This window comes from Pseudomonas palleroniana (genome assembly GCF_022836895.1).
GTDB lineage: Bacteria > Pseudomonadota > Gammaproteobacteria > Pseudomonadales > Pseudomonadaceae > Aquipseudomonas > Aquipseudomonas palleroniana.
This window is the reverse complement of the sequence record NZ_CP092411.1, coordinates 925,035-951,129: the sequence shown is the minus strand read 5'-3', so window position 1 is coordinate 951,129 and position 26,095 is coordinate 925,035. Positions and strand designations below refer to the sequence as shown.

At 62.6% G+C, this 26,095-nt stretch carries 25 protein-coding genes; 4 read left to right on the top strand and 21 right to left on the bottom strand.

Going from position 1 to position 26,095, the window contains the following annotated elements; all coding sequences use genetic code 11:
* Positions 1 to 51 precede the first annotated feature (51 nt).
* Complete coding sequence (locus MJP36_RS04200) at positions 52 to 771, top strand: 16S rRNA (uracil(1498)-N(3))-methyltransferase (protein ID WP_060753428.1); 720 nt, start codon at positions 52 to 54, stop codon at positions 769 to 771.
* Positions 772 to 824: 53 nt separating this feature from the next.
* On the opposite strand, the gene MJP36_RS04195 is transcribed toward MJP36_RS04200, so the two are convergent.
* From MJP36_RS04195 to MJP36_RS04185, 3 genes are read right to left on the bottom strand one after another with little or no spacing between them, the layout of a single operon-like run.
* Positions 825 to 1,727, bottom strand: a complete 903-nt coding sequence (locus tag MJP36_RS04195; RefSeq protein ID WP_060753429.1) for a transporter substrate-binding domain-containing protein — start codon at positions 1,725 to 1,727, stop codon at positions 825 to 827.
* Positions 1,728 to 1,752: 25 nt separating this feature from the next.
* Entirely contained in the window at positions 1,753 to 2,103 is a 351-nt protein-coding gene (locus tag MJP36_RS04190) for a RidA family protein (protein ID WP_244384935.1), read from the bottom strand.
* Positions 2,104 to 2,112: 9 nt separating this feature from the next.
* Positions 2,113 to 3,354, bottom strand: a complete 1,242-nt coding sequence (locus tag MJP36_RS04185; protein ID WP_244384934.1) for a D-amino acid dehydrogenase — start codon at positions 3,352 to 3,354, stop codon at positions 2,113 to 2,115.
* 108 nt (positions 3,355 to 3,462) lie between these two features.
* On the opposite strand from MJP36_RS04185, the gene MJP36_RS04180 reads away from it, so the two are divergent.
* Positions 3,463 to 4,365, top strand: a complete 903-nt coding sequence (locus MJP36_RS04180; protein ID WP_244384933.1) for a LysR family transcriptional regulator — start codon at positions 3,463 to 3,465, stop codon at positions 4,363 to 4,365.
* Here the strand turns inward: MJP36_RS04180 and trhA are convergent.
* Entirely contained in the window at positions 4,360 to 4,977 is a 618-nt protein-coding gene (gene trhA, locus MJP36_RS04175; protein ID WP_060753433.1) for a PAQR family membrane homeostasis protein TrhA, read from the bottom strand. The genes MJP36_RS04180 and trhA overlap by 6 nt on opposite strands.
* 143 nt (positions 4,978 to 5,120) lie before the next feature.
* On the opposite strand from trhA, the gene MJP36_RS04170 reads away from it, so the two are divergent.
* On the top strand, positions 5,121 to 6,065 hold the full coding sequence (locus tag MJP36_RS04170) for a LysR family transcriptional regulator (protein ID WP_104994912.1): 945 nt from the start codon (positions 5,121 to 5,123) through the stop codon (positions 6,063 to 6,065).
* Positions 6,066 to 6,138: 73 nt separating this feature from the next.
* On the opposite strand, the gene madM is transcribed toward MJP36_RS04170, so the two are convergent.
* The 17 genes from madM to pilG form a co-directional block, all read right to left on the bottom strand.
* On the bottom strand, positions 6,139 to 6,903 hold the full coding sequence (madM, locus tag MJP36_RS04165) for a malonate transporter subunit MadM (protein WP_060753435.1): 765 nt from the start codon (positions 6,901 to 6,903) through the stop codon (positions 6,139 to 6,141).
* 1 nt (position 6,904) lies between these two features.
* Complete coding sequence (madL, locus tag MJP36_RS04160) at positions 6,905 to 7,309, bottom strand: malonate transporter subunit MadL (protein ID WP_244384932.1); 405 nt, start codon at positions 7,307 to 7,309, stop codon at positions 6,905 to 6,907.
* A gap of 67 nt (positions 7,310 to 7,376) precedes the next feature.
* Positions 7,377 to 8,276: a malonate decarboxylase subunit epsilon gene (gene mdcH, locus MJP36_RS04155; RefSeq protein ID WP_244384931.1), complete on the bottom strand. Its 900-nt coding sequence runs from the start codon at positions 8,274 to 8,276 to the stop codon at positions 7,377 to 7,379.
* Positions 8,273 to 8,869, bottom strand: a complete 597-nt coding sequence (locus tag MJP36_RS04150) for a malonate decarboxylase holo-ACP synthase (protein ID WP_244384930.1) — start codon at positions 8,867 to 8,869, stop codon at positions 8,273 to 8,275. Before MJP36_RS04150 ends, mdcH begins: the two co-directional genes overlap by 4 nt.
* Positions 8,863 to 9,633 carry a biotin-independent malonate decarboxylase subunit gamma gene (gene mdcE / locus MJP36_RS04145; protein ID WP_244384929.1) on the bottom strand — a complete coding sequence of 257 codons (771 nt, stop codon included), beginning with the start codon at positions 9,631 to 9,633 and terminating at the stop codon, positions 8,863 to 8,865. Before mdcE ends, MJP36_RS04150 begins: the two co-directional genes overlap by 7 nt.
* Positions 9,630 to 10,472, bottom strand: coding sequence for a biotin-independent malonate decarboxylase subunit beta (locus tag MJP36_RS04140; RefSeq protein WP_060753440.1), 843 nt, complete (start codon positions 10,470 to 10,472; stop codon positions 9,630 to 9,632). The genes mdcE and MJP36_RS04140 overlap by 4 nt, the downstream gene beginning before the upstream one ends.
* A complete protein-coding gene (locus tag MJP36_RS04135) occupies positions 10,465 to 10,764 on the bottom strand; it encodes a malonate decarboxylase subunit delta (protein ID WP_104994917.1) in 300 nt (99 codons plus the stop codon). The genes MJP36_RS04140 and MJP36_RS04135 overlap by 8 nt, the downstream gene beginning before the upstream one ends.
* Positions 10,764 to 11,597: a triphosphoribosyl-dephospho-CoA synthase gene (locus MJP36_RS04130; RefSeq protein WP_244384928.1), complete on the bottom strand. Its 834-nt coding sequence runs from the start codon at positions 11,595 to 11,597 to the stop codon at positions 10,764 to 10,766. The genes MJP36_RS04135 and MJP36_RS04130 overlap by 1 nt, the downstream gene beginning before the upstream one ends.
* Positions 11,598 to 13,268, bottom strand: coding sequence for a malonate decarboxylase subunit alpha (gene mdcA / locus MJP36_RS04125; RefSeq protein ID WP_244384927.1), 1,671 nt, complete (start codon positions 13,266 to 13,268; stop codon positions 11,598 to 11,600).
* A gap of 260 nt (positions 13,269 to 13,528) precedes the next feature.
* The gene (locus MJP36_RS04120; protein ID WP_244384926.1) at positions 13,529 to 14,158 is read right to left on the bottom strand and encodes a nucleotidyltransferase domain-containing protein; all 630 of its coding nucleotides are present in this window, start codon (positions 14,156 to 14,158) and stop codon (positions 13,529 to 13,531) included.
* A 188-nt stretch (positions 14,159 to 14,346) separates the two neighbouring features.
* Positions 14,347 to 14,586, bottom strand: coding sequence for a DUF6124 family protein (locus MJP36_RS04115; RefSeq protein ID WP_198763250.1), 240 nt, complete (start codon positions 14,584 to 14,586; stop codon positions 14,347 to 14,349).
* 456 nt (positions 14,587 to 15,042) lie between these two features.
* Entirely contained in the window at positions 15,043 to 15,498 is a 456-nt protein-coding gene (locus tag MJP36_RS04110; RefSeq protein ID WP_060753450.1) for a chemotaxis protein CheW, read from the bottom strand.
* Positions 15,491 to 21,295 (bottom strand): Hpt domain-containing protein, encoded by a 5,805-nt coding sequence (locus tag MJP36_RS04105; RefSeq protein WP_244384925.1) that lies wholly within the window; start codon positions 21,293 to 21,295, stop codon positions 15,491 to 15,493. The genes MJP36_RS04110 and MJP36_RS04105 overlap by 8 nt, the downstream gene beginning before the upstream one ends.
* A 169-nt stretch (positions 21,296 to 21,464) precedes the next feature.
* Complete coding sequence (locus tag MJP36_RS04100) at positions 21,465 to 23,516, bottom strand: methyl-accepting chemotaxis protein (protein ID WP_060753452.1); 2,052 nt, start codon at positions 23,514 to 23,516, stop codon at positions 21,465 to 21,467.
* A complete protein-coding gene (locus MJP36_RS04095) occupies positions 23,513 to 24,037 on the bottom strand; it encodes a chemotaxis protein CheW (RefSeq protein ID WP_090368232.1) in 525 nt (174 codons plus the stop codon). The genes MJP36_RS04100 and MJP36_RS04095 overlap by 4 nt, the downstream gene beginning before the upstream one ends.
* 12 nt (positions 24,038 to 24,049) lie before the next feature.
* Complete coding sequence (gene pilH / locus MJP36_RS04090; RefSeq protein ID WP_003234583.1) at positions 24,050 to 24,415, bottom strand: twitching motility response regulator PilH; 366 nt, start codon at positions 24,413 to 24,415, stop codon at positions 24,050 to 24,052.
* Between the two features lie 46 nt (positions 24,416 to 24,461).
* On the bottom strand, positions 24,462 to 24,869 hold the full coding sequence (gene pilG / locus MJP36_RS04085; protein WP_060753454.1) for a twitching motility response regulator PilG: 408 nt from the start codon (positions 24,867 to 24,869) through the stop codon (positions 24,462 to 24,464).
* Between the two features lie 239 nt (positions 24,870 to 25,108).
* On the opposite strand from pilG, the gene gshB reads away from it, so the two are divergent.
* Positions 25,109 to 26,062: a glutathione synthase gene (gshB, locus tag MJP36_RS04080; RefSeq protein ID WP_104994926.1), complete on the top strand. Its 954-nt coding sequence runs from the start codon at positions 25,109 to 25,111 to the stop codon at positions 26,060 to 26,062.
* Positions 26,063 to 26,095 lie beyond the last annotated feature (33 nt).

Below are 26,095 nucleotides of genomic sequence, written 5' to 3'. Positions count from 1 at the left end.
ATCCCCAGACGCTGCGCGTCCGCTCTGCCGACCCTTTTCCAGAGAACACAAATGAGATTGTCCCGTTTCTTCACCGACACCCCGCTGAGTCTCGGCGATCACGAATTGCCCGAAGCCCAGGCGCATTACATCAGCCGCGTGCTACGCATGACGGAAGGCGACGCCGTGCAATTGTTCGACGGTTCCGGCCAGGAATTCCTGGGCAGCTTGCTGGAAGTCGGCAAAAAGCGCGTCACCGTGCAGCTGACGGAACGTTTCGCAGGCCAGGCCGAATCACCGCTGCACATCCACCTCGGCCAGGGCCTGTCCCGGGGCGAGCGCATGGACTGGGCGATCCAGAAAGCCACCGAACTGGGCGTCAACGCCATTACCCCGATTTTCAGCGAGCGTTGCGAGGTGCGCCTCAAAGACGAACGCGCCGACAAACGCCTGCTGCACTGGCGCCAGGTGGCGATCAGCGCTTGCGAGCAATGCGGACGTTCAACGGTGCCGGTAATCCATCCGCCGCTGCTGTTGGCGGACTGGTTGAAGCAGACCGAGGCCGACCTGAAGCTGGTGCTGCATCCGGTCGCGGCGCCGCTGGTCAGCCATGCCAAGCCCTCGAGCCTGGCCTTCCTGATTGGCCCCGAGGGTGGGCTGACGGACGCCGAAGTCGAAACCGCCCAAGGCGCCGGCTACCATGCCGCCCGCCTTGGCCCACGGGTGTTGCGTACCGAGACGGCACCGGTGGTGGCGCTGGCGGTGGCCCAACAACTGTGGGGCGATTTCTAAGCCTGGTTTGTAAGCCCAATCCCAAAATGGGATTGGGTTATCACGCCGTCAAATCAGTCCACCGGGTCACTGACCGGCTTGGCGATAATGGCCTTCAGCTCAGCGGTCATCGGGAATTCCAGGTTCAGGCCCTTGGGTGGAATCGGCTGTTCAAACCAGCGCTGGTAAATCCCGTTGATCTCCCCGCTGCGATACAGGTCGCCAAGCGTCTCGTTGACCACGGCCAGAAATTGCGGGTCGTCCTTGCGCACCATGCAGCTGTAGATTTCCCTCGATTGCTCCTTGCCGACCACCACCCAGTGGTGCGGGTCCCTGGCCTTGGCGCGCTCGCCGTACAGCAGCGCGTCATCCATGTAGAACGCCGCCGCACGGCCGGTCTCCAGCATCTTGAACGCTTCGCCATGGTCCTTGGCGCTGATCACGAACATGTTGGTTTTGTGCTCGGCGTCATAGCTCTTGAGAAAGCGCTCGTTGGTGGTGCCCGCAGTGGTCACCACGTTCTTGCCCTTGAGGTCGTCGAACCCCTGGATGCCACTGTCCTTGGCGGTGAGCAACTGGCCCTTCACGTAGATAAAGCCATAGGAGAAGGCCACCTGCTTCTGTCGCTCGGCCGTCACCCCGGTGGACCCACACTCCAGGTCGACGGTGCCGTTCTGCACCAGGGGAATGCGGGTCTGGGAGGTCACCAGGTTGTATTTGACCTTGAGGTCCGCCACCCCGGTTTTCTGCTGGATGCGCTCGACGATCTTGTTCGCCAACTCCACCGAATACCCCATGGGCTTGCCGCTCTGGTCCCCTACGTAGGAAAACGGCACCGATGCGTCGCGGTAGCCCAGGGTGATGGACCGGCTGCTGGCGATCTTGCTCAGCGTGCCCTCCAGCGGTGCTTCGTTCGCATAAGCCTGTGCCCCGAGTAAAAGCCCCAGGGTGCAGCCGCTCAACAGGATTTTTTTCATTGTTATGCTCCGTTGGTTGTTCGGATTATTGACGTACAGCGATCACGCTGATTTCCACCTGTACACTGGGCCGCGCCAGCTCCGCTTGCAGCGTGGTGCGCGTTGGCGCCATGCCCGGGGATAGCCATGCGGACCACACTTCATTCATCGGGGCAAAACCCGCGCCGATATCTTTCAGATAAATAGTCGCATTGAGCAGATGGTCCTTATCGCTACCGGCCTGGGCCAGCAGCGCATCGATCTTTGCCAGGACCTCGCGGGTTTGTGTCGCCACGTCCTGGCCTTCGCCCGGCACCTGACCCGAAAGAAATACAAGACCCTTGAAGGTGACGGCGTCAGAGAGGCGCTCGTTGCTGTCGATTCGGCTGATGGTCATGGGACATCCTCATGTAGCGCGGGGCGCCAGGCCCTGCATATCAATGGAAGGAACCTGCTGGCCAATCAACTCGGCCAGCAGTTGGCCGCTACCGCTGGCCAGCGTAAACCCGAGCGCGCCATGGCCCAGGTTCAACCACAGGTTGCTATAAACACTGGCGCCGATCAGCGGCACGCCGGTCGGAGTGGCCGGACGCATGCCTGCCCATTCGACCGCGTGGGCATAGTCGCCGGCCAGAGGGAAAGTCTCCAACGCCTGACGCTTCATCAGCGCCAGGCGCTTGGGTTCAAGGCGGGCGTCAAAACCGACGATGTCCACCATGGCCGCCACCCGCAGTTGCTCACCGATGCGCGCGTAGACGATCTTGCGGTCGTAGTCGGTGATGCTCACACTCGGCGCCCGGTGCTGTGGGCCGATGGGCACGCTCAGGCTGTAGCCCTTGAGCGGATACAGTGGCAGCGCCAACCCCGGCAGGCCCAACTCAGCACTGCGATGGCCGGCCGCGAGTACCAGTTGTTCCACGGGCAGCACTTCATCGCCCAACTCGACAGCCCGCACCACGCCGTTGGCGTGGCGAATCGCAGTCACCCGCCGCCCCAGTAAAAACCTGCACCGGCCCGACGCCTCAAGCCGCTCGGCGAGCCGCCGGCAGAAGGCATGACAATCAGCCACCTCCTCGTTCGGCGTGTAAATGCCGCCGACAAAACCACCGTCTGCCAGTGCGGGTTCAAGGCGCGCGCAATCCAGCGCCGACAGCACTTGCTGCTGGAGGATATCCGTGACTTTGCTGCGTGCCTGTTCAAACGTGGCCGCGTGGCGGAAGGTCACCAACTTGCCGTTACGCCGCCAGTCGAAACCGTCCAGATGATCATCCTCGCGCCAGCGCTGCAACGTGTCCTGGCTCAGGGACGCCAGGCGCAGCAGGTGCGCGGCATTGCTCTTGTTGACCGAGCCACGGCAGGCGCCAAGAAACGCGGCCATCCAGCGCCATTGCTGAAGGTCCAGGCGCGGGCGCAGCCTGAGCGGCGAGTCACCGCGCAGCAACCAGCCAATGGCTTGCAGGGGGACACCGGCGTCGGCCAACGGCGCGACGTAGCGATAAGACAACTGCCCACCGTTGGCGAAACTGGTTTCACTGCCCACACTGTCGCGAGCCTCGATCAGTGTCACTTCATGGCCCGCCCGCACCAACGCGTAAGCACTGGCCAAACCGATGACGCCACCGCCGATGATGCAAACTCGCTTGGCCATCCCCGCCACCCGTGGTTGAAGTAAGAGGTTCCAAGGGTAGAGGCAGGTGACAGGTCACCGACAATGAATAAAGATGGTCCACCTATAAACAAAGGTTATGGACTTGCCATGCGCTTGCGGCATATCGAAATTTTCCAGGCCATCCGCCAGACCGGCTCCGTCAGCGCCGCCGCGCAGTTGTTGCACGTCTCGCAACCGGCGGTGACCAAGGTGTTGCAACACGCCGAATTGCAGCTGGGCTTCCCGCTGTTCCTGCGGGTGCGCGGCAAATTGCAGCCCACCCCGGAAGCCCTGGCGCTGGAAAGTGAAGTGGAGAAAGTCACCCAGAGCCTGCAAGGGGTGCGGCGCCTGGCCAAGAGCCTGCGCCACGAGCCTGGGCAAAGCGTGCGCATCGGTGCGATTCCGGCGCTGGCATTGTCACTGTTGCCACCGGCGGTGCTGGAGTGGAAGCGCGATTACCCGGACATCGCCTGCGAGCTGTCCAGCGACCACAGCCGCGAGCTGGTCCACAAGCTGTTGATGCGCGAGATCGACCTGGCGCTGACGCTCAACTTCTCCGGCCATCCGGGGCTGACCACCCAGGTGCTGGCCAACGGTGTGCTGGTGGCGTTGGCGTCCAAAGGCTATTGGCCCGAAACCGCGTCGGCTCAACCTTTACCTTTATCGGATCTGGCCGGCGCACCGCTGATTGGCTTGTCCAGCGCTGACCCACTGGCGGCAAAACTCGAGAGTTACCTGGAAAGCGTCGACCCGACGCCTCGGGTGACCCTCTCCGTACAGACCTATTCCCTGGCCCGGGCCATGGTGGAGTCCGGCGCGGGCTTGACGGTGATCGATCCCTTCACTGCATCAGGTGCCTCGACGGCCACCACCTGCATCCGCACGCTCACACCGCCGCTGCCCATCACCCTGTATGCCTTGACCCGCGCCGACGAGCCGCCGCCGCATATGCTGGCCAAGCTGGTGGAGATCTTCGGCCTGCGCGCCAGGGAGCTACTGGAGCGCTTATAAGACGTAATGCATGATCGCCACGAAGTGCAGCAGGCTGCCGCCGATCACGAACAGATGCCAGATCCCGTGGGAATGCCGCAGCCGGTCCTCCAAGGCAAAGAAGATGATGCCGACGGTGTACAGCACCCCACCCGCCGCCAGCCAGGTAAACCCCGCCGTGCCCAGCGCGGCGATCAGTGGCTTGACGGCCACCAGCACAATCCAGCCCATCACCGCGTAGATCACGATCGACAGGATGCGCGCCTCGGAGCGCGGCTTGATCTCCTGCAGGATGCCGATCACCGCCAGCCCCCACACGATGCCGAACAGCGTCCAACCCCACGGGCCACGCAAGGTCACCAGGCAGAACGGCGTGTAACTGCCGGCAATCAGCAGGTAGATAGAGAAATGATCGACCTTCTGCATGATCTCTTTTCGCCGCCCGCGCACGCTGTGGTACACGGTCGACGCGCTGTACAGCACCAGCAACGTAAAGCCATAAATTGCCACGCTGACAATCTTCCACGGGCTGCCATCCAGGCTCGCCACCACCAACATCCACACTGCACCAATACACGCCGCCACTGTGCCGAGCAAATGGCTCCAGGCGTTGAATCGTTCACCGTGGTACATCTGTCACCGACCTCCCTAACCGTTAACCATTGGCGAGCTAGCGTCCAACCTTGCGCATAAGAGTGCAAGCGTCTTGTGACGTTCCGAGGACGCCACGCGGTTTTGCGGGCACAATCGAACGCATTCGAACAAGAGCCACGGCCATGCTGATCGACGAAGAGTTCACCCTCAAGAAGCTGGAAATCTTCCTGGCGTTCATGCGCACCGGTAACCTGGCCCGCGCCGCCGCCGAGCTGCAAACCAGTAACGTCAGCGTGCACCGCGCCATCCACTCCCTGGAAAATGCCCTGCGTTGCCCACTGTTCAAACACGAAGGGCGCAACCTCACCCCGCTGGAAAGTGCCTACGTGCTGGAAGAGCGCGCGCAAAAACTGGTCGCCGATGTGGTCGACAGCGTGCGCCTGACCCGTGAAGCCGCGGGTTTCTCCGCCGAACGCTTCAAGCTCGGCGCGTTGTATTCGCTGACGGTCAAGACCGTGCCGCAACTGATCATGGGCCTGAAAATCCGGCGCAGCGAACTCAACATCGACCTGATCCTGGGCTCCAACTTCGACCTGCTCTACAAGCTCAAGAATATGGAAGTGGACGCGATCCTGATCTCCCTCGATGAGCACGCCAACGACCCTGACTGCGAACAGATCGCGCTGTTCTCGGACGACATCTTCCTCGCCACCCCGGCCGACTCGCCGTTCGATCGCGAGCAGCAGATCGACCTCGCCGATGTTCGCGACGCCACCTTCATCACCCTCACGCAAGGCTTCGCCACCCACCAGGATGGCAATCGCGTCTTCAAGCAAGCGGGGTTCGAACCGAAGGTCGCGATGCAGGTGAATGACATTTTCACGTTACTGAGCATGGTCAGTTCGGGAGTGGGCTATGCCCTGCTGCCGGGAAGGATTGCGGCGGTGTATGAGAACCGGGTGAAACTGATACCGCTGCAACCGCGGTATCGGTTGCAGCAGCATATTGGCGTGGTGTTCTTGAAGGCCAAGGAACGCGACCCGAATTTGCTCGCGTTGCTGGCGGAGTGTCGGATGTATGCCAACCGTCAGACCGCTATCGGGAGCAAGCCCCCTCCTACATTTTGATATGTGAACCCAATCAAGTGTGGGAGGGGGCTTGCTCCCGATGACGCCAGACCAGACAACACAAACTCCAGAGTCAGCCAACCAGCCCACGCACAATGAAGTACAGCACCGAAGGCCCGAGCAAACACCCAAGCCCGGTATGAAACGTCGCCGTCAGCGCACCATAAGGCACCAACCGCCGATCCGTCGCCGCCAGCCCCGCCGTCACCCCGCTCACCGTGCCGGCCAAACCGCCAAACACCATCGCCGAGCGCGGGTTATCCAAGCCCATCCAGCGCGCCGCCACCGGGGTGCCGACCATCACCAGAATCGCCTTGATCAAGCCGGTGGCAATCGACAGCGCCATCACATCCGACGTCGCGCCAATCGCCGCGCCGGTCACCGGGCCGACAATGTACGTCACCGCACCGGCGCCGATGGTGGTCATGCTGACCGCATCGCGATAACCAAAGGCCCAGGCCATGCTGGCGCCGACAATAAACGGCAGCACCGTGCCCAGCAGCAACGCGATCACGCCGATCAACCCAGCCTTGCGCGCTTCGGTGGCTTGCACTTCAAACGCGGTGGCAACGATGGCGAAATCCCGCAGCATCGCACCGCCCATCAGGCCAATGCCGGAGAACAACGCCACATCGGCCAAACCCTTTTGCCCGCCGGTGAGTGTGCCGCCGACCCAGGCCAGTACCAGCCCGATAACGATGGCAATCGCCGAACCATGAATGCGCCCGAACGTCAGGCGCTTGGACAGCACCACGGAAATCCACATCACCACACCCACGAAGGCGAATGCGGTAACCAGGCCGTTATGTTCCAAACCTTTCTCGATGAGGTCCCACATATCAGCGACCTCCCGCCGGCGCGATCAGCGGCTCTTCAGCGGGTAACGGTTCGCCTTTGTGGGTGCGGCTGATCAGGGCAATCGTGCAACCGCACACCAGTATCGAACCGATGGCCGCCAGTACCGCCACCGGCCCACCGTGCAGGGCCGTCACCACGTTTTGTTGCGCCGCCATCGCCACCACTACGGGGATGTACATCGCGCCCCAGAAGCCCACGCCCATCTCGCAATCCTTGGTCATGCCACCGCGTTTTTGCATCCACAGGCGGGCGCAGATCAGCAGGATCATCGCAATGCCCACTCCGCCCACGTTGGATTTGACGCCCAGCAACACGCCGAGCATGTCGCCCATGATCACGCCCGCTAGCGTGCAGATCGCCAGCAATGCCACACCGTAGATAATCATTGTTGTTGTCCTCAAAGTGCTCGATCGAAATTGTTGTTTTTGTACTTCGAATGCCTTGGGTGGGGCTTTATCGGTGGCGGCGTTCCTCCTCTTGCAGCAGGGCCTGCAAGGTGTCCAGGCGCGCGCCTTCATAGGCGATCACCGTGCCTTGCTCGAACACCCGGCGTGACAGGCCGGTCAGCACGGAGCCCGGCGGCAATTCGATTTGCAGGCGCACGCCGCGCTCGTAGGCGCTTTGCACGGTGCCGCGCCAGTCGACGATGCGGCACATGTTGAACGCCAGGTCATCGCGCAGTTGCTCGGGGTTGTGGATAGGTCGGGCACGCGTACTGCTCAGGTAGGTGATGCGCGGCGCCTTGAGTGCAACGAAGGCTTGTGCCAACACCTGGGCCGGTTGCTCCAGCAGCGCGCAGTGGGACGGCACGCTCACCGCCAGGCGCTTGGCAATGCCGTTGCCTTTGATGCGCTCGGCGACAAGCGCCATCGCCGCGTTGCTGCCGGAAATGACGACCTGGTTGTCGGCGTTGATATTGGCCAGGTACACCGGGGTTTGCGGGCTGTGGATAGCGGCCAGCAAGGCTTCGACGGTGGCTAGCTGAGCACCGATGATCGCCGTCATGCCATAACCTTGTGGATAAGCCTGCTGCATCAGTTCGCCGCGCAGGCTGACCAGTCTGATCGCGTCGGCAAAATCCAGGGCGCCGGCGATAATCGCGGCCGGATAAGCACCGATGGAGAGGCCCGCTACGTAATCGGGTGTGTATTGCAGCTGGCGGGCGTGGGCCACGCCGCTGATCAACAGGCACAATTGCACGGCGCGCGTCGACTCAAGGGCTTGGGCGCAGTCGAGTTGGCGAACGTCCTCGCCCAACGCATCGCTGGCTTCATCCAGCACAGCGGCAGGCAATGGCTGGAGCATGCCCGGCCGTTGCGCGCCCTGCCCCGGAAACACCAGCAGGCTGCTCATGCCACGGCCTGCCAGGGGTTGAATACGAGGTGCGCGCCGCTGACGGTTTTCAACAACACTCGGCGTGACGGGCCAGCCCATTCGCGTAAAGCGACCGCGCCGAAGGGCGTCTGCAGTTGCAGGTCCACCGCGCACACTGCTGTGTCCAACAACGCCAGCAGGTCCCGCGCGGCATGCCGATCAAGCGGTTCAGGCGTACACAGAATCAAATCCAGATCGCTTTGGGCATGCAGCGCTTCGATGCCGCTGGCCAACTCAAAGCCGGCGCTGCCGCTGACGCCCCAGTCCAAAGACGCCAGCAACGGGCGCAGTTGATCAAGCGCGCGCAATGCCGGCACCTCTCGCGACGAGCGCCGCTCACGCAGGGCTTGCGGCGTGACGCTGCGCTGCACCGAGTGCAGGGGCATGGTCGTGGCAAAACGTTGCTCGCGCAAACGCCCACGCACACCGACCGCCACAGAGCCAGGCTCGGTGATGGCGCGACGCACCACTACCGGGTGGCCGGCGCTGATCGCGTCCAGCGCCCAGGCCGGTGCATCGGCAGGCAGTTGCGCCGGGGTCATGCCCCAGAGCAAATCGTGCGCGTTCACCATTGCTCCCGCAGCAGTTGGCGTACGTGGCTGGAGGCGGCGCGATTGGAGGCGCCCAGGCGCCCGCTCAAGTCGGTGCTGGCGATATCCTTGATCGCGTGCACCAGGCAGTCGCTGACCCGCGCCACGTCATCCGCAGTAGGCTGTTCGATCCGGCTGACCGACAGCGTCTCCCAGAGCAGACCGAGGCTGGCATAACTGTCGATGTCGTAGGCCATGGGCGGCACGCTGGCCGCCAGGGCTTCCAACTCTTCGACGCTGCGCAGGGTCACCCGCGCAGCAGAAGCTTTGCCCATGGCATGCACCATCACACCCGGGTCGCGCAGGGCGATCAAACGATTGGCCTGGTAGCCGTGGGCGAGAAACGCACCCGACATGGCCTTGCCCACCAAGAGCGCAATCACCGGGTGCCCGGCCAAGCGAGCGCGGGCGTAACTGTCGGCGGCGGCGGCCAGGGACTGATGAATACCGAGGGCTTCTTCGCGACGCCCGTAGGCTTGGCTGGGCACATCGACGATGGCAATGATCGGACGCCGGTCGCCACGGGCGATGGCGTCATCCACCGCCTTGGCCAGGCCCCAGCCTTCGAGCAAGCCGACTTCCCCATTGCGGGCACGGGCAAAGCGGTTTTGTGGGTCGGTGACCACGGCGATAAAGCGCACGGCTTGCCCGCCCAAGGCAGCGTCGGCGACCCTCAATGAAGCCGGCAAGCCCTCAACAGGCGTCGCCCCGGCGCTCAATGCGTTGAACCACTGCAAGCCTCTCATGGGCGTTCTCCTTGATACAGCTTGCGCACCGTCGCCGGATCGATCTGCGGCGTGGCGTCCAGTTCGGCCAGGCGCGCCAAGTAGTACTCGGCCTGACGGCTGCGCTGTTGAGCGGGTAAGCCTTGTTGCAGCAGCGCGGTGACGGTCTGCTGGATCTGCACGGCATCGTCCGCGACATAGCGGTCGGCCAGGCCACTGTTAAAGCGTTGCTCCCCTCCGGTGAGGCTCCAGATGAAAGGCCGGTCACGGGAGTCATACTCATCCAGGCCCGCTTCCTGCTCGATCACTTGCGGGCCGTTCAGGCCCAGGCGGGCTTCACGGGTGACAACGAGGTAGCTGCACAGCCCGGCCGCGATGGACATGCCGCCAAAGCAACCGACACTGCCGGCCACCACGCCGACCACGGGCTGGTATTGGCGCAGGTCGACAATCGCCGCGTGGATATCGGCAATCGCGGCCAGGCCCAGGTTGGCTTCCTGCAGGCGCACGCCACCGGTTTCCAGCAACAGCACGGCACGCGTGGGCACACCGTTGCGGTTGTCTTCGGCCGCCAGCTCCAAGGCGCCAGCGATTTTTGCGCCACCGACTTCACCAAGGCTGCCTCCCTGGAAATTCCCTTCGATGGCCGCGATCACTACCGGCAACCCGGCCATGCTGCCCTTGGCGATCACCACGCCATCGTCGGCCTGGGGTACCACGCCCTGGCGACTGAGCCAGGGCGACATCACACGCTGGAACGGATCGATCAGTTCGCGCAGGGAGCCGGCGTCCAGCAATGCCTTGGCCCGCTGACGAGCGCCCAATTCAACGAAGCTGTGTTTAGCCAGCAAGTCAGTCATGCCCGACCTCCTCGAAACCCTGCTCCAGGCGCAGCCGCACCACGCCGGGCGTCGCGCCGAAATCGTGAATATCAATGTGCAACGCCGGTGGCGTCTGCTCCTGGAAAATCCGCTCAAACAGGTGACGCCAACGTTGTTCAGCGCCATTCACCGAGGTTTGCACCTGGATCGTCAGCGTGCCCGCCGTACCTGGCTCCAGCAGCACTTCCAGGTCTCCCGAACCGACACATCCCACCAATGCACGGCCTTTGGGCGGCACCCCGGCGGGGAATTCAAAGGATAAGGTTTCCATCACAACGCTCCGTCGAGGCGGTCGATAAACAGGCAGGCGGCCAACAGGTCGGCAGCGCCGCCGGGGGAGGCATTCAGGGCCAGCAGTTGCAGGTCCAACTCGTGCAGTCGGCGACGTCCGGCGAGGGTTGCGCTGCCGCCGGCCTCCAACACGGCTTGGGCACCCTGCTGCATGGCGCTGATCCCTTCAGGGCCGGCACGGTAGAGCACGCAGGTGTCGGCCAGCTCGGTCATGATCGCCAACAGCGCGTCCAGCCGAGCGTTCTGCTCACCGACGTTTTGCAGGCGGCTTGTACGCAGTTGCGGCAAGCCGCGTTGCATCACCGAAGGGAAACCGAGCTGGGCTTCCTCGCGAGCACCACGCGCGCCGTAGCGTTGCGCAACTTGTACGCCGTGGCTCAAGGGCTGCGGCGCATAGCGGTCATTGAGCAGGGCTAGCCTGGCGGCAGTCAGCGTGACAGCGCGAGGTTGCAACGCGGCGGCGGCGGTGAGCAGACCGAGCGCCCAGATCGCACCCCGATGAGTGTTCACGCCGTGGGTGGTGATCAACATCGCTTGCTCACCTTCGCGACCCAGCCGCCCAAGGGCTTCGCGCAGGGGCAGGCCGATTTCACCGAATTCGATCGCCGCCTCGGCCATGGCCTTGAACATCGGCCACAACGACAACGCCGAGGCGTGCATCAGGCCCAGGTGCAGATCGCTGTGGGCGCCGTTGCCGCGACGGTCCACCAAGGCGGGTTTGGGCGACAGGTCGGCCTCATCGATCAGCGCATCGACGGCCAGGTCGGCCAGCCGATCGGCAAGGCTGAGTTCATGCAGTTTGAGGGCGCGCATTTACCAGCTCCTGAACTTGGCGGGCGGGTTGTACAAACCACCGGACCACTCCACCAGATCGGCCACGCTCTTGGCGGCCAACAGCTCGCGGGTGGCGTCGGTACGGCGGATGCCGAGGTCTTCGGGCAAGGCGATCAAACCTTCACGACGCATGCGTGCGGTGTCCTTGGGGTTATGGCGCATGCCGATGGCCGTTACGCCTGCAACGGCGGCGATCATCGCTTGGCGCTCTTCCAGCGAGCGCGCCTTGTACAGGTAGGCAATGCCTTCTTCGGTGAGCAGGTGGGTGACGTCATCGCCGTAGATCATGATCGGCGCCAGCGGCATGCCGCTTTTACGGGCGACTTCCATCGCATCCAGCGTGTCGACGAAGGTGGGTTTGCCGCCTTCCTGGAAGGTCTCGACCATTTGCACCACGAGTTTTTTGCCGCGCTCAAGCAAGGCTTCCGGCGCGTCGTCGTGGCGCATATCCAGCCAGGCCGGTGTGCCATGCCGGCGGCCGCGTGGGTCGTGGCCCATGTTCGGCGCGCCACCGAAACCGGCGAGGCGGCCACGGGTGACGGTGGAAGAATGCCCATCACCGTCCACTTGCAGGGTGGCGCCGATAAACAGGTCCACTGCGTATTGGCCGGCGAGTTGGCAGAACATCCGGTTGGAGCGCATCGAACCATCACGGCCGGTGAAAAACACATCGGGCCGTGCGGCGATATAGTTTTCCATGCCCAACTCGGTACCGAAACAATGCACGCTCTGCACCCAGCCGCTTTCGATGGCCGGGATCAGGGTTGGGTGTGGGTTCAGGGTCCAGTTACGGCAGATCTTGCCTTTGAGACCGAGGGATTCGCCGTAGGTGGGCAAAATCAATTCAATCGCGGCGGTGTTGAAACCGATGCCGTGGTTGAGCGACTGCACGTTGTGTTTTTCGTAGATGCCACGGATCGCCATCATCGCCATCAGCACATGCACCGGCTTGATGTGGCGCGGGTCGCGGGTAAACAGCGGTTCGATGTAGAACGGCTTGTCGGCCACCACCACAAAATCCACCCAGCTCGCCGGGATATCGACGCGGGGCAAGTCAGTAACGTCGTCCACCAACTGATTGACCTGCACGATGACGATGCCATCGCTGAACGCAGCGGGCTCGATCAAAGCCGGGGTGTCTTCGGTACTCGCGCCGGTGTAGATGTTGCCGGCGCGGTCAGCCATGAAACCGGCGGAGAGCACCACGTTGGGGATCAGGTCCACCACCAGTCGCGCATAGAGTTCGATGTAGGTGTGAATCGCGCCGATTTCCAGCAGGCCATCTTCCAGCAACTGGCTGATGCGCAGGGATTGGGTGCCGGCGAAAGAGAAATCCAGCTTACGGGCGATGCCTTTTTCAAACAGGTCCAGGTGCTCGGAACGGCCGACACTGGGCATGATCATGTGCAAATCGTGGAGCTTGGCCGGGTCGGCCTTGGCCAGGGAGCGCGAGAGAAAATCGGCCTGCTTCTGGTTGTTGCCTTCCAGCACGACACGGTCGCCGGGGAGGATCAGGGCTTCAAGGGCCTCGACGATTTTGTCACTGGCCAGCACGGCCCCGTCTGCGTATTGCCGGACCAACCCGAGGCGCCGCTGCTTCTCGTCGCGCCGCCGCGTCCAGCGCGAGTCGGGGGTGATTGTTGTTGTCATGGTCGCTCCACGAGGATTGCTGTCGTGGGCTGTACCTTAGGAGTGAAACTGGGGGGTATCAATCAAGCTGGTCGTTGGACTGTTACGCTTGGGTTAACGATAACCCGAATGAATACAGGCATTCACGTTCTATGGGAGGGTTGGCGGTTTTCAAGTACTCCCACATTTGATCAAGTCATTCCCACTGATAGCTCGCCAACAGATACTCCACGCTACTCAGCAATGTCCTCGCGTTGTCGATCACAGCCTTTAGGCCACCACTACGTTGCAGGTTCTCCAGGTTTGCCTTGTTGTCCATCCGTGGGTTCCAGGGGGTTGTCCCCAATCAGGTTGATCTTGTCCTGCTGCATGACCCGCCGTACAAAACTGTTCCCCGCATGCCATTTGCCTATCCAGTCTTCAGGGGTGTAAAGCGTCGGGTTGATGGTGCGGCCCAGCTGTTCTTCCAGCGGCATCAACTGCTCCATGACTTCACTGTAGTTGAGGCTTTCGCCAACCAACATGAGATCTATGTCACTGGATGAGTGCGCCTCGCCCTTGGCGATGGAACCGTAGATAAAGGCCCAGGTTATCTGTTCGGCAAACGGTGTCAGTGCGTTGCGCAATGGCTCGTCCAGGCTCAAGGTTTTGCGCACGATGGCCAACAACTCCGAGTAAATCGGACATTGGGGGTTGGCTTGGTAGTGGGTCTGATTGCCCTGGCGCGTCATGCTCAAGATACCTGCCAACTGCAAACGCTCAAGCTCACGGGTAAGACTGCCCTTGCCCACTTGGGCCCAGCGTGCGATTTCATTGGTAAAGAAACTTTGATCGGGCTTGCCGTAAAGCAGGCCAAGCACTTTTTGCTGAGTGACGGTAAAGAGCACAGTGCTGAGCGGCAAGGTATGCATGACGGCGGCCAGAGAGTCCCAAAAAGGGAACGATAGGTCCCTTTTTGGGAACGATCAGGTTTTAAGGCACAAGGGAAGGAGAAACTTGTTCCGGAGCCCGATCCACCAGCAGTTGTCCGAACTCTGCCATCCCCCTCCCACACTCGCTCAGTGGTGTTTGTCAGGAAGCAGTCCCGAAAGGGACCGCTTCACACTTCCGGCGACGGGCTGACTTGCTCCAGCGCACGATCCACCAACAACTGCCCCAACTCCACCATTTGCTGGATCCCGAGCATAACGGCGCGCTGGGACGTGTCCAGGTCAAAAGCCAGATTGCAGGTGAGAGCGTTGAGGGAGGACAGGGTTTCGCTGGCGTTGACCAGTAGAGTTTCGGGGGTGTGGTGAGGATTTACAGTAAAGAGGGGCGGATTAGGGGTAGGTTTGACCATGATGAAGCTCCTAGACAGTGAGTAAGGAGCGCCACCGTTCGCTTGCACGCGAGTGAGGGTGGCGACCGTGCGCAGGTGTGCAAGACCGGGCCTGTTTAGGACACCCAGCAGGTCCGAAGACCTCCTGCGCGCAGCCGCCATAAAGCAGCGAGCACAAAAAACGCCCGTTGGATGGCTGGGCGTATGTACGCCTAAACAGTTTCGTCGGACTTGCACGTCCGTGTCACCGTTTTTTGCGATGACGGGACGAAGACTAGGCGCGCCGACTGCACGCGACAAGTTCATGCATGGCCCAAAATCTTGCAGGAAAAATCCTGAGCAACCGCCTACCTTCGTTACTCCTACAGGCAGCAAAGAATGCTCCGACAGTTTTTTCAGGTTGTTGCTCGGTCAATCGACCCGCGACGTGGCCTCCCCCCACACGTTGATTCGTACAAGGCCTGAAAACAGAGCAATTCAGGCCAGGCCGGACTCGACCAGCAGCGCTTCCAGCCCCATCAAGTCCGGCACCTTCGCCACATGCTCCCCCACCTGCACCGCCGCCAACTCCAGGGGGCACAGGGGGACGTCCACATAGCTCAACTGGCTGTCGAGCTTGTACGAGCGGGGAATCCCCTGGATCACCATCGCAATGAACTTCAATGTCGGCCGCCCACCCAGCGTATTCAGCACCACGATCCGCGAGCGTTCGCTTGTGACGATGGCTTCACCGCACACCGCTTCAAAACTGATCAGCGGCAACTGCCGATCGCGCCAGGTGACTTGCCGCAAATACCAAGGGGGTGCATCGCTGGCCGGTTCGCCGCGTTGGAAGTCGATGAGTTCGGCCACGGCGACGTTGGGCAACACCAGGTGGCGGTCAGCCAGAGGTAGCAGCAGGCCGGTGACTTGGCTGGCACGGTGGTCAAGCATGGGACTTGCTCCAATAGGCGATGCTTTCCAGCAGCACCGACTCTTGATACGGCTTGCCGAGGTAGTCGTTGACACCAATGGCCATGGCGCGATCGCGGTGTTTCTGGCCGGTACGCGAGGTGATCATGATGATCGGCAGGCGCATCAGGCGCGGGTCGTTGCGCACCTGCATCGCCACTTCGAAACCATCCATGCGCGGCATTTCAATGTCGAGCAGCATCAGGTCCGGCGTGTGTTCTTCAAGCACGGCAATGGCATCGATGCCGTCCTTGGCGGTGAGGACGTTCATGCCGTTGCGCTCCAGCAGGCGGCTGGTGACTTTGCGCACAGTGACCGAGTCGTCCACCACCAGCACCAGCAGCGGGCGCTTTTTCAGCGGGTCGTTGAGCACCAGCGGTGCATCGACCACCTGGGCCGGCAAGGCCGGTTGCCGGGCACGGATATGGGCGAGCAAGTCGATAATCAGCACCACGCGTCCGTCACCCAGGATCGTCGCGCCGGACAAACCCTGCACGCCGGCAAACTGTGGCCCCAGGGCTTTCACCACGATCTCTCGCGTACCGGCCATGGCGTCCACGTGTACCGCCACGTGACGTTCATTGCATTGCACCAGCAGCACCGGCACCGGCTGGTACTGGCCGAGCAATTTCGGGCGAGCGCCGGTATGCAACAGATCGCCAAGGTAAAACAATTCGTAGCGCTGGCCGGCGTATTCATAACTCGGTGGGTCTTGCTGATAGTGCCCCGCCAGTTCATGGGGCAGCACGCGCACCAACCCTTCGATAGTGTTGAGCGGGATCGCGTATTGATCGTCGGCGCATTGCACCATCAGCGCACGGTTGACCGAGACGGTAAACGGCAGGCGAATACGGAAGTGCACGCCCATGCCCGGTGTCGAGTCGATCACCATCGAGCCGCCCAGTTGGCGCACTTCTTCATGCACCACGTCCATGCCGACGCCACGCCCGGAAATCTGCGTGATTTTTTCCGCAGTGGAAAAGCCTGGCTGCAAAATGAACTGCAACACATCGCGATCGCTCATCTCCTGCTGAGGAGCCAGCAGGCCGCGCTTGATCGCCTTGCGCCGCACCGCGTCCAAGGGCACACCGGCGCCGTCGTCGCGCATGTCGAAGACAATATCACCGCCTTCATGGGTCAGGTCCAAGGTGATGCGGCCCTTCTCCGGCTTGCCGGCCAACAGCCGTACCTCGCGCGACTCCAGGCCATGGTCGACGGCGTTGCGCAACATGTGTTCCAGCGGCGCCACCATGCGTTCCAGCACGTTGCGGTCCATTTCGCCCTCGGCATTGCCGACCACGAACTCCACGTCTTTGCCCAACTCCTCCGCCACCTGCCGCACGATACGCTTGAGGCGCGGCAGCATCCGTTCAAACGGCACCATGCGCGTTCGCATCAAGCCTTCCTGCAACTCGGTGTTGATGCGGGCTTGTTGCTGCAACAGGTTGTGGGCGTCCTGATTGCGGCGGTCGAGGGTTTCCTTGAGGTCCAACAGGTCGAACGCCGATTCCGACAGCGCTCGCGACAATTGTTGCAGCTGCGAATGGCGGTCCATTTCCAGCGGGTCGAACTCCTCATAGCCCAGGCGCTCGGCCTCGGCCTGCTGATGGCTGAGGATGCGGCCCTGGGTTTCAGTCTCGAGGCGACGCAACTGGTCGCGCATGCGCTCGATCGTGGTCTCCACCTCATTGAGGGCAACGCGTGCGTCGTTGACTTGCTGCTCGATGCGCCCCTGCAGGATCGAAGTTTCGCCGGCCAGGTTAACCAGGTCGTCCAGCAGGTCGGCGGAGATTTTCACCATGTCCGCCGCAGGGTCGACCGCAGCTTCGGTCTTGCCGCCGGGCAAGGCGACCGGTACCGGCGGCTCGTCGCCGGCCTGCACCAGGCTTTTGATGCGCCCGATGAGCTTGTCCACCGAGCCTACCGGCAACCCCTGTGCCACGGCGTCGATCATCTGCGCCAGGCGGTCATGACAGCCTTGCAGTAACGCGAACAGTTCGGCGGAAGGCGCCAGCTGGCCTGCGGATAACCCTTCGCAGAGAAATTCCAGTTCATGCGCCAAGTCGCCAATCGGCGCGATTTCGACCATGCGTGCACCGCCCTTGAGGGTGTGCAGGTCACGCAGTAGGGTTTCCACCTCCTGACGATTACTCGGCTCAGCCTGCCAACGCGCCAGCGCACTGCCGGAGCTGTCGAGAATATCGGCGGCTTCTTCGAGGAAGATATCCAGCAGCTCAGGGTCGGCGCCCTGGGTGGGCGCTGCCGTGGCGGCAGCGGGCGCAGTGCTGCCCTGGCGCAATGCGCGCACCCTGGCGACCAGCTCGCCGCTGTCGCTCAAGGGCTGGTGGTGTTGCAGTTCTTCGAGTTGCAAGGCCAGCCGCTCGTGGCAGGCCATCAGCACCTGGGACAGCTCGGTGGAATAACTGTAGCGGCGGTCCACCAGGCCCTCATAAAGGCCCTCCAGCTCATGGGCCAGGTCGCCGATCGGCCCTATTTCGGCCATGCGCGCACCGCCCTTGAGGGTGTGCAGATCGCGTTGCAATGACGACAACGGCGCGGCACTGTCGGGCTCCAGCAACCAACGCTTGAGCGATTGCCCGGCGCTGTCGAGGATGTCGACCGCTTCTTCCAGGAAGATCTCGACCAGTTCATCGTCCATGGCCGTGTCGTGGTCGAGCCTTGCAGTCGCGGCGCCCAGTTCGGTAATGCTCGGAGCGCGGCTGCCGTCACGTTTGATCAGGCCGGTGGCGGAGGGGTCGAGGGCTTCATCCAGCAGCTCGCGCAAGGCTTCGACCCGCGCCGGTGCCGGGCTGATTTCCTGGCCGGCGGCCAGTTGGTCGAGCATGTTGATCAGCGCTTCATGGGCCTGTTCGGCCTCCTGGAAAAACCGTTCGCTGACCGCCAGGCTGCTCTCTTCCACGGCGCCATACAGGTCGAGCAAGGCTTCGCAGAGTGCGTCGATGCTGTGCAGGTCGGCGTCGTGTGCGCCCTCGCCCAGGGTGGTCAATTCGTCCAGCAGCGCCGTCAGTTCCTGGCGCTCGCCAGGGTGCTGCTGCCAGCGCCGTAACAGGCTTTCGGCGTCGAGCAGGATATCCATGCCCTGGGCCAGGAAGTTGGTGATCAATTGCGGGTCGCGCTTGGTACGCAGGCCAGTATTGGGTGCGTCGAGCAACGCTTGCAGTTGTTGATCGAGCAGGCCTTGGGTACGGCTGATCAGGTCTTGCGCGCCTTTTATCGGCGCCAGGGGGTCGCTGTCCAAATCACGCAGCCCACGCTGGAACAAGCCTTCGGCCTCCAGCAGCAACTCCACTTCGTCCAGGTCCAGCGGCAGGCGGTGGGCTTTGTATTCGCGGGTCAGGTGGTCAAGGGGGCGCGCCAGTTCGGCGATGGGTAGCACACCGGCCATATAGGCACTGCCCTTGAGCGTATGCAGGGCGCGTTGCAGCTCATCGCTGACTTGCAGCGGCACGTGTTCGGCGGCCTGTTGCAGGAACTGGTTGAGGCTCTCGAGATGGCTCTGGGCTTCGTTGCGGAAGATCTCCAGCAACAGCGGGTCATGCGGTTCGGCGCCGCTGGCCAAGGCATGGGCGCGGGCCGCCAGGGCATCGACTTCATCGCGCTGGCGCTGCTCGTCGTTGGCGAAGTCGGCGACCAGTGTCGGCAACAGGGCCACCGCTTCATCCAGCACCTGTTGCACTTCAAGGCCAAGGGTCACGCTGCGCTCCAGGACCCGATTGAGCAGGTTTTCCACCGCCCAGGCCAGCTCGGCCAGGACCAGCGCGCGCACCATGCGACCGCTGCCCTTGAGGGTGTGGAACGCCCGGCGCATTTCGCCCTGGGCGGTTTTGTCGGCGCTGTCCGGCAGGTAGCGGTGCAACACCTCGAGCACTTCGTCGACTTCTTCGAGGAAGACCTCGCGCAGCTCATCGTCAATCGGTTCTTCGTCGGCCGGTGGCGGCAGCAAGCTGCCGGGGCGGTGCAGGGCCGGCGGGTTCAAGCGCGAGGCCGGGCTGGCCAACGCATCGAACTGGGACTGGCTGGGGATGATCTCGGCCGACAGCGCCCCATCGGGCGCGACCAGCGCCTGGCGCCAGGGCTTTTCGGCAGGCAGGTAGCCCAGCGCGGCCAGCCCCTGGGTCGCCAGCTCAAGCACCCGCTCACCCGAAGCGTCAGGGTCCTGGAGCATGCGCTCCAGGTAGTATTCCAGGCTGCTGACCACCTCGGCAAAATGCCCCAATTGCACCTCGGCAGGAGGGCTGTCGCTGAGCATCAACTGTTCGTCGACGTAATCCGAGCAACCCCGCATCAGGCTGGCCGCCCGTGGCAGGGGAATCATCGCCAGCGCACCGCGCACCTGGCTCAACAGCTGCGGCAGCGACTCCAGGCGCTGGCGGTCCCAGTCCGCTTCGATGCAGTCGATGACCAGCTCCTGCGCTTGCCGCAGGCATTGGCAGGATTCGCGGATCACCAGTTGGTGAATCTGGGTCAGGTCGGTCGTGGGCAGACGGCTTTCTTCACGGCTTTGCGGCTCCACGGTGCCGACCATGCCCGCCAGGGTGGCCTCGACGTACAGCAAGGCACCGGCGACGTCCATCAGCACCGCATCGTTGGGCTCGCGCTGCCCCTGGACAAGGCTGAGGACCACGGCCAATTGATCGATGATCACCTTTCGCGGCTGGCCGAACCCCAGTACCGCCAGGGTATCGGCTATCTGGCGCAGCGGTGCCAGCAACGCATCAAGGTCGCTGGTGTGTTGCCGGTCGCTGCGCACGAACAGATCCAGGCGCTCCTTGACCCGCACCAGCTCTTCACACAAAGCGCCGAGTACCGAACCCATGCCGTCGCGATCCGGCCCGGCCAGGCGCGCACGCTCGGCATCAACCACGGCACTGTCGGGCAAGGCTTCGTCCAGGCCGTAGCGCTCCTTGAGGCTTTGCATGCGCGGCGTCGGCCGAGTGACCTTGGCCACGTAGAACAGCAGGCTCCTGAGCAATTCATCCGGTGCCGGCTGGTTGATCCCGCCGATCCCCTGGGCCAGCAGGCGCTTGAGTTGTTTGTCGCTGGCCTTGAGCAGGCTGCGCAAAGCCGGGCTGTTGGCGATTACCCCGGTGAGCATGCCTTCGACCAGCGCCGAGGTGACCTGCCACAACGGCAACAACGGCGCGCCTTGGCACAACGCTTCGAGGCGCGCAAAGACCCGCGCCATGTCCACCAGGTTACTGGGGCCGTGATCTTCACGCAGCAGGCCGGCCAAGGCTTGTTGCAGCAGTTGGTGCCACTGGCGCAGTTGCTCATGCAGTTCAGGCGGCGCACGTTGCGCCAGGACCTCATCGCTCAACGGTGCAATCGTCAGCAGTTGCGGACTGAACAGGCTGGTTTCCGACAGCAGGCTTTCACCGCGCGCGCTGCGCAGGTCGTTGAGCAGCGGCAGTACCACCAGCGGCAGGTCACGCCGGGCACTGTGGACGCGGTCCAGATACAGCGGCAATTGGCCGAGGGCCTGTTGCAGCAGGCGGATGCTTTCATCGCGCTGGCCGACACGCCCGGCCTGGAACGCCAGGGCCAGCTCCTCGAGTTCTTCGGCGAGCAAGGCGGCACCGTAGAATTCGACCATTTGCAGCGCACCCTGCACTTGGTGGATGCCGGCCAGGCACTCGTCGATGGCTTCGCTGTCGCCGGTTTCGACAAATGTGTCCAGCGCCGAACGAGCCTGTTTCAGGGTTTCGGCAATGTCGCCCTTGACCCATTCGAGGGCCACGTAGTCGTGCCGATCAACCATAACTGCTCCGCTTAGAATTCATGAGTGGCTGGTGTTCTTGAAACCTGTGGGCCTGCGGCGGCCAACTGTGGGAGGGGGCTTGCTCCCGATGACGGTGGTTCAGCCAATGGCTCAGGTGACTGATGCACCGCCATCGGGAGCAAGCCCCCTCCCACAGTTGCATCGCGTTTCAATCATCGGTTTGCTTGGCCGCCGGCAAGGTGAACCCGGATACCGACCTGCGCAACTGGCTGGCCATTTTTGCCAGGTTGCCAATGCTTTCAGCGGTGGCGGTGGAACCCGACGACGTCTGGGTGGTGATCTGCTGGATCACGTTCATGGTCAGGGAAATCTGCCCCGCCGAAGACGTCTGCTGTTGCGCCGCGTTGGAGATGCTCTGGATCAGCGCCGCCAGGGTTTTCGATACGCCCTCGATCTCTTCCAGCGCGACGCCGGCGTCCTGGGCCAGTCGCGCGCCACGTACCACTTCGGTGGTGGTCTGTTCCATGGAGATCACGGCTTCGTTGGTGTCGGCCTGGATCGCGCGCACCAGGGTCTCGATTTGCCGCGTCGCGGCCGACGAACGCTCGGCCAGCCGTTGCACTTCATCGGCCACCACCGCAAACCCGCGCCCGGCATCCCCGGCCATGCTCGCCTGGATCGCGGCGTTGAGGGCGAGGATGTTGGTCTGGTCGGCGATGTCGTCGATCAGGCTGACAATATCGCCAATTTCCTGGGACGACTCACCCAGGCGCTTGATGCGCTTGGCGGTGTCCTGGATCTGTTCGCGGATGTTGTCCATGCCGTGGATGGTGTTGTGCACCACCTCGTTGCCCTTGTTGGCAATCTCCACCGAGCGCTCGGCCACCGCCGAGGATTCGGCGGCGTTGGCCGACACCTGATCGATGGACTGGGCCATTTGCTTGATTGCGGTGGAGGCCTCGGCGATCTGCTGGGCCTGGTGTTCCGAAGCCTGGGCCAGGTGCATGGCGGTGGCCTGGGTGTCCTGCACCGCACCGGCCACTTGCCCGGCCGTGAGGTTGATGGTGGCGACCAGGTCGCGCAATTGGTCCACGGAATAGTTGATGGAGTCGGCAATGGTGCCGGTGAAATCTTCAGTCACCGAGGCCGTGACGGTCAGGTCGCCGTCGGCCAAATCTTCGATCTCATCGAGCAGACGCATGATCGCGTTCTGGTTGCGCTCGTTCTTTTCGGCGGTTTCATGCAACTGCCGGTTGGTTTCGCGCACCATCACCAAGCCGATCAGGATGATCGAAGTCAGCGCCAGCAGGCCCAGCACGTAGCCGCCAATGGTGTCGAGGCTGCGCCCGCCGGCGAGATTTTCAAAGCCGGTGGCCAGGTGCGAGGCTTCATCGAGCAGGGTTTGCGAAAGGTTGAAGATATTGCTCGCCGAGGCCCGTACCTGGAACAGTTGCGGCGAGGTTTCAAGGATCTCATCCACGGAACCGGAGACGAACTCGAACAGCTCGGCAATTTCCGCCAACCGCGCCCGGGCGTCGTGGTCCTCGACCTGGCTGATGCGCAACCCTGGGTTGCCCTGGAGCATGCCATTGAGCACTTCGCCGAAACGGTTGGCATCGCGGCCAAAGGCATCGGCGGCCTGTACCGAGGTGTCGTCGCCAGCCAGCACGGTATTCACCGCCCCGAGGATACGTTCGGCCAACAGCGACTGGCGCTGGGCCAACACCACCTGGCTGGCCGGGGCGCCGCGCTGCAGCAGGATGTCGACGACTTTTTCCGACTCCATCTGCAACTGCGGCACCGTCTCGGCCAGGGTCGCAGCCACTTGGTGCAGGGACAGCACGGTCTGTTCGCTGGCAAGGATCGCGTCAGTATTTTTCAGCAGCGCTTCCCAGTCGGTCTGCACCGCACGCATTTCGGCACGCACGGCGTGGGGCGCCGCCGGCAGGCCGGTTTGCGGGTCGCCTTTTTTCAGGTAACCCCAACGCTGGGCAAAGTCATTGCGTGCATCGCCCAGCAACTTGAACGCCGCGGCCTTGCCGGCGGCGGCTTCGGTGGCGTTCTTGGCAATACGCTGCGACAGCACGCGCAATTCACCGGCGTGGCCGATGTACTGCTTGTCGTAGGTGGACTGGGTGTTGAGGTACGCAAAGTTGGCAAACAGCAGCATGATGAACACGATCAACGCGATAAACAGCACGATGATCTGCGAACGGCTGCGCGACCCAGCCTCGGGTTTGGACGTGGTAGCGGTGGTCATGCGGCAACATCCATGAAACCTGGGGCCTGGGCCAAAGCGAAGGGGCTGAAGACCTGCCACGGCGGGTCGCCGTCGAACTGGCCTTGAATATACGGCGCGCCGGGGTTGGCGCTCGCCATCAATGCGTCTTGCGCGAAATGCTGCATGCCCACCACCTCATCCACCAGCAGACCGACGAACAGGTCGTTGAACTCCACCACCAGCACCCGCCGCTGCTTGGGCGCCGGTGACCGCTCAAGGCCGAGGAACCCACCCAGATCCATCACCGGCAGCAGGCGCCCGCGCAGGTTGGCCACGCCCTTGACCCAGGGTTTGACCCCGGGCATCAAGGTGCAACGCGGTTCATGCAGCACCTCGGCGACTTCGCCCATGGGCGCCACATAACCGTTCGGCCCCACGCGAAAGGCGATCCCGCTCCAGCGCTGCTGGCGGGTTTCCTGGGACGGCAGGTCGGCGGCCAGCAGGCGGCAGCGGCGGTCGATGTCCAGCAGCAACTCGAAGGCGGTTTGCGACTCGGTCATGATGGTGAACCGTCAGCCGGCCAACACCTTGTTCAGGGTGGCGATCAGGGTGTCTTCATCCACCGGCTTGGTCAGGTAATCCTTGGCGCCCTGGCGTGCGCCCCAGATCTTGTCGGTTTCCTGGTCTTTGGTGGTGATGATGATGATCGGGATGCCGTTGGTTTCCGGCTCCTTGGACAACTGACGGGTGGCCTGGAAGCCATTGAGACCCGGCATCACGATGTCCATCAGCACGGCGTCGGGTTTTTCCTGGCGGGCCAGGGCCACGCCGTCCGCGCCGTTTTCGGCTTTCAGTACCTGGTGGCCATGCTTTTCCAGCATGCCGGTCAGTTTGTACATTTCGGTCGGCGAATCGTCGACGATCAGAACACGTGCCATGGTTTTCCCCATTACTTTGATGGATGCCGGCCCTTGTGAGGCGGTATCAGTGTGCTTGTTCTACTGCGGCGAAGGCAGGCACGTAGGCCTTGATCGCGCTCAGCAGCTCTTCCTTGCTGAAAGGCTTGGTCAAAAACTGATCGACACCCACGATACGCCCCTTGGCCTTGTCGAACAGGCCATCCTTGGAGGACAGCATGATCACCGGGATCGACTTGAACGCCGGGTTGTTCTTCACCAGTGCGCAGGTCTGATAGCCATCCAGGCGCGGCATCATGATGTCGACGAAGATAATGTGCGGGTGATGATCCACGATCCGCGCCAAGGCATCAAAACCATCGATGGCCGTGATGACCTCGCACCCCATGTTCTTCAACAGGGTCTCGGCGGTGCGGCGGATCGTTTTCGAATCGTCGATCACCATCACTCTCAAGGCGTGGGAATGCTGTTCCATATCTGCTCTACCATCGCCACAGCGAATCGGTTTTCGGTGTGTACTGCCTGATGTTGCACAGGATGAACGCCAGAAGCCTTGGAATTGGAGGGCTGCTGCGCCGTGGCAGTCTTTTTAGCACAGTCTCAGGGCGCAATCTATCGAGCGGCCCGCCCAGTGGTTTTTCCTTGACCCACAACAGCCGCAGCGCCACTCTGACGCCACTTTTATGCGCCCTTATTTGCTAGAGGAAATCCCCCATGAGCGTTCGCGTCGGCATTGTCATGGACCCTATCGCCAGCATTTCCTATAAAAAGGACAGCTCGCTGGCCATGCTCCTGGCCGCCCAGGCCCGCGGTTGGACGTTGTTCTATATGGAGCAGCGCGACCTGTACCAGGGCGACGGCGAGGCCCGCGCACGCATGCGCCCGCTGCAGGTGTTTGCCAACCCTGAGAAGTGGTTCGAACTTGCGGACGAAATCGACAGCCCGCTGAGCGATCTGGATGTGATCCTGATGCGCAAGGACCCGCCGTTCGACATGGAATTCGTCTACTCCACCTACCTGCTGGAGCAGGCCGAGCGCGCCGGGGTACTGATCGTCAACAAGCCGCAGAGCCTGCGTGACTGCAATGAAAAGCTGTTTGCCACGCTGTTCCCACAGTGCACGCCGCCGACCGTGGTCAGCCGTCGCGCCGATGTATTGCGTGAATTTGCCGCCAAGCACGGTGACGTGATCCTCAAGCCGCTGGACGGCATGGGCGGTACGTCGATCTTCCGCCACCGCGCCGGTGACCCGAACCTGTCGGTGATCCTGGAGACCCTGACCGCCCTGGGCGCCCAGCAGATCATGGGCCAGGCCTATCTGCCGGCGATCAAGGACGGCGACAAACGCATCCTGATGATCGACGGCGAACCGGTGGACTATTGCCTGGCACGCATCCCGGCGGCGGGCGAGACGCGCGGCAACCTGGCGGCCGGTGGTCGCGGTGAAGCGCGCCCTCTGTCGGACAAGGATCGCTGGATTGCAGCCCAGGTCGGCCCCACCCTGCGTGAAAAGGGCCTGCTGTTCGTCGGGTTGGACGTCATCGGCGAAAACCTCACCGAAATCAACGTCACCAGCCCGACCTGCATTCGCGAGATCGACAATGCTTTCGGCACGAATATCGGCGAAATGCTGATGGCGGCGATTGAGCGCAAGCTACAAGCCAAGTGACATAGAACAGCCGGACACAAACCAACATTGCGT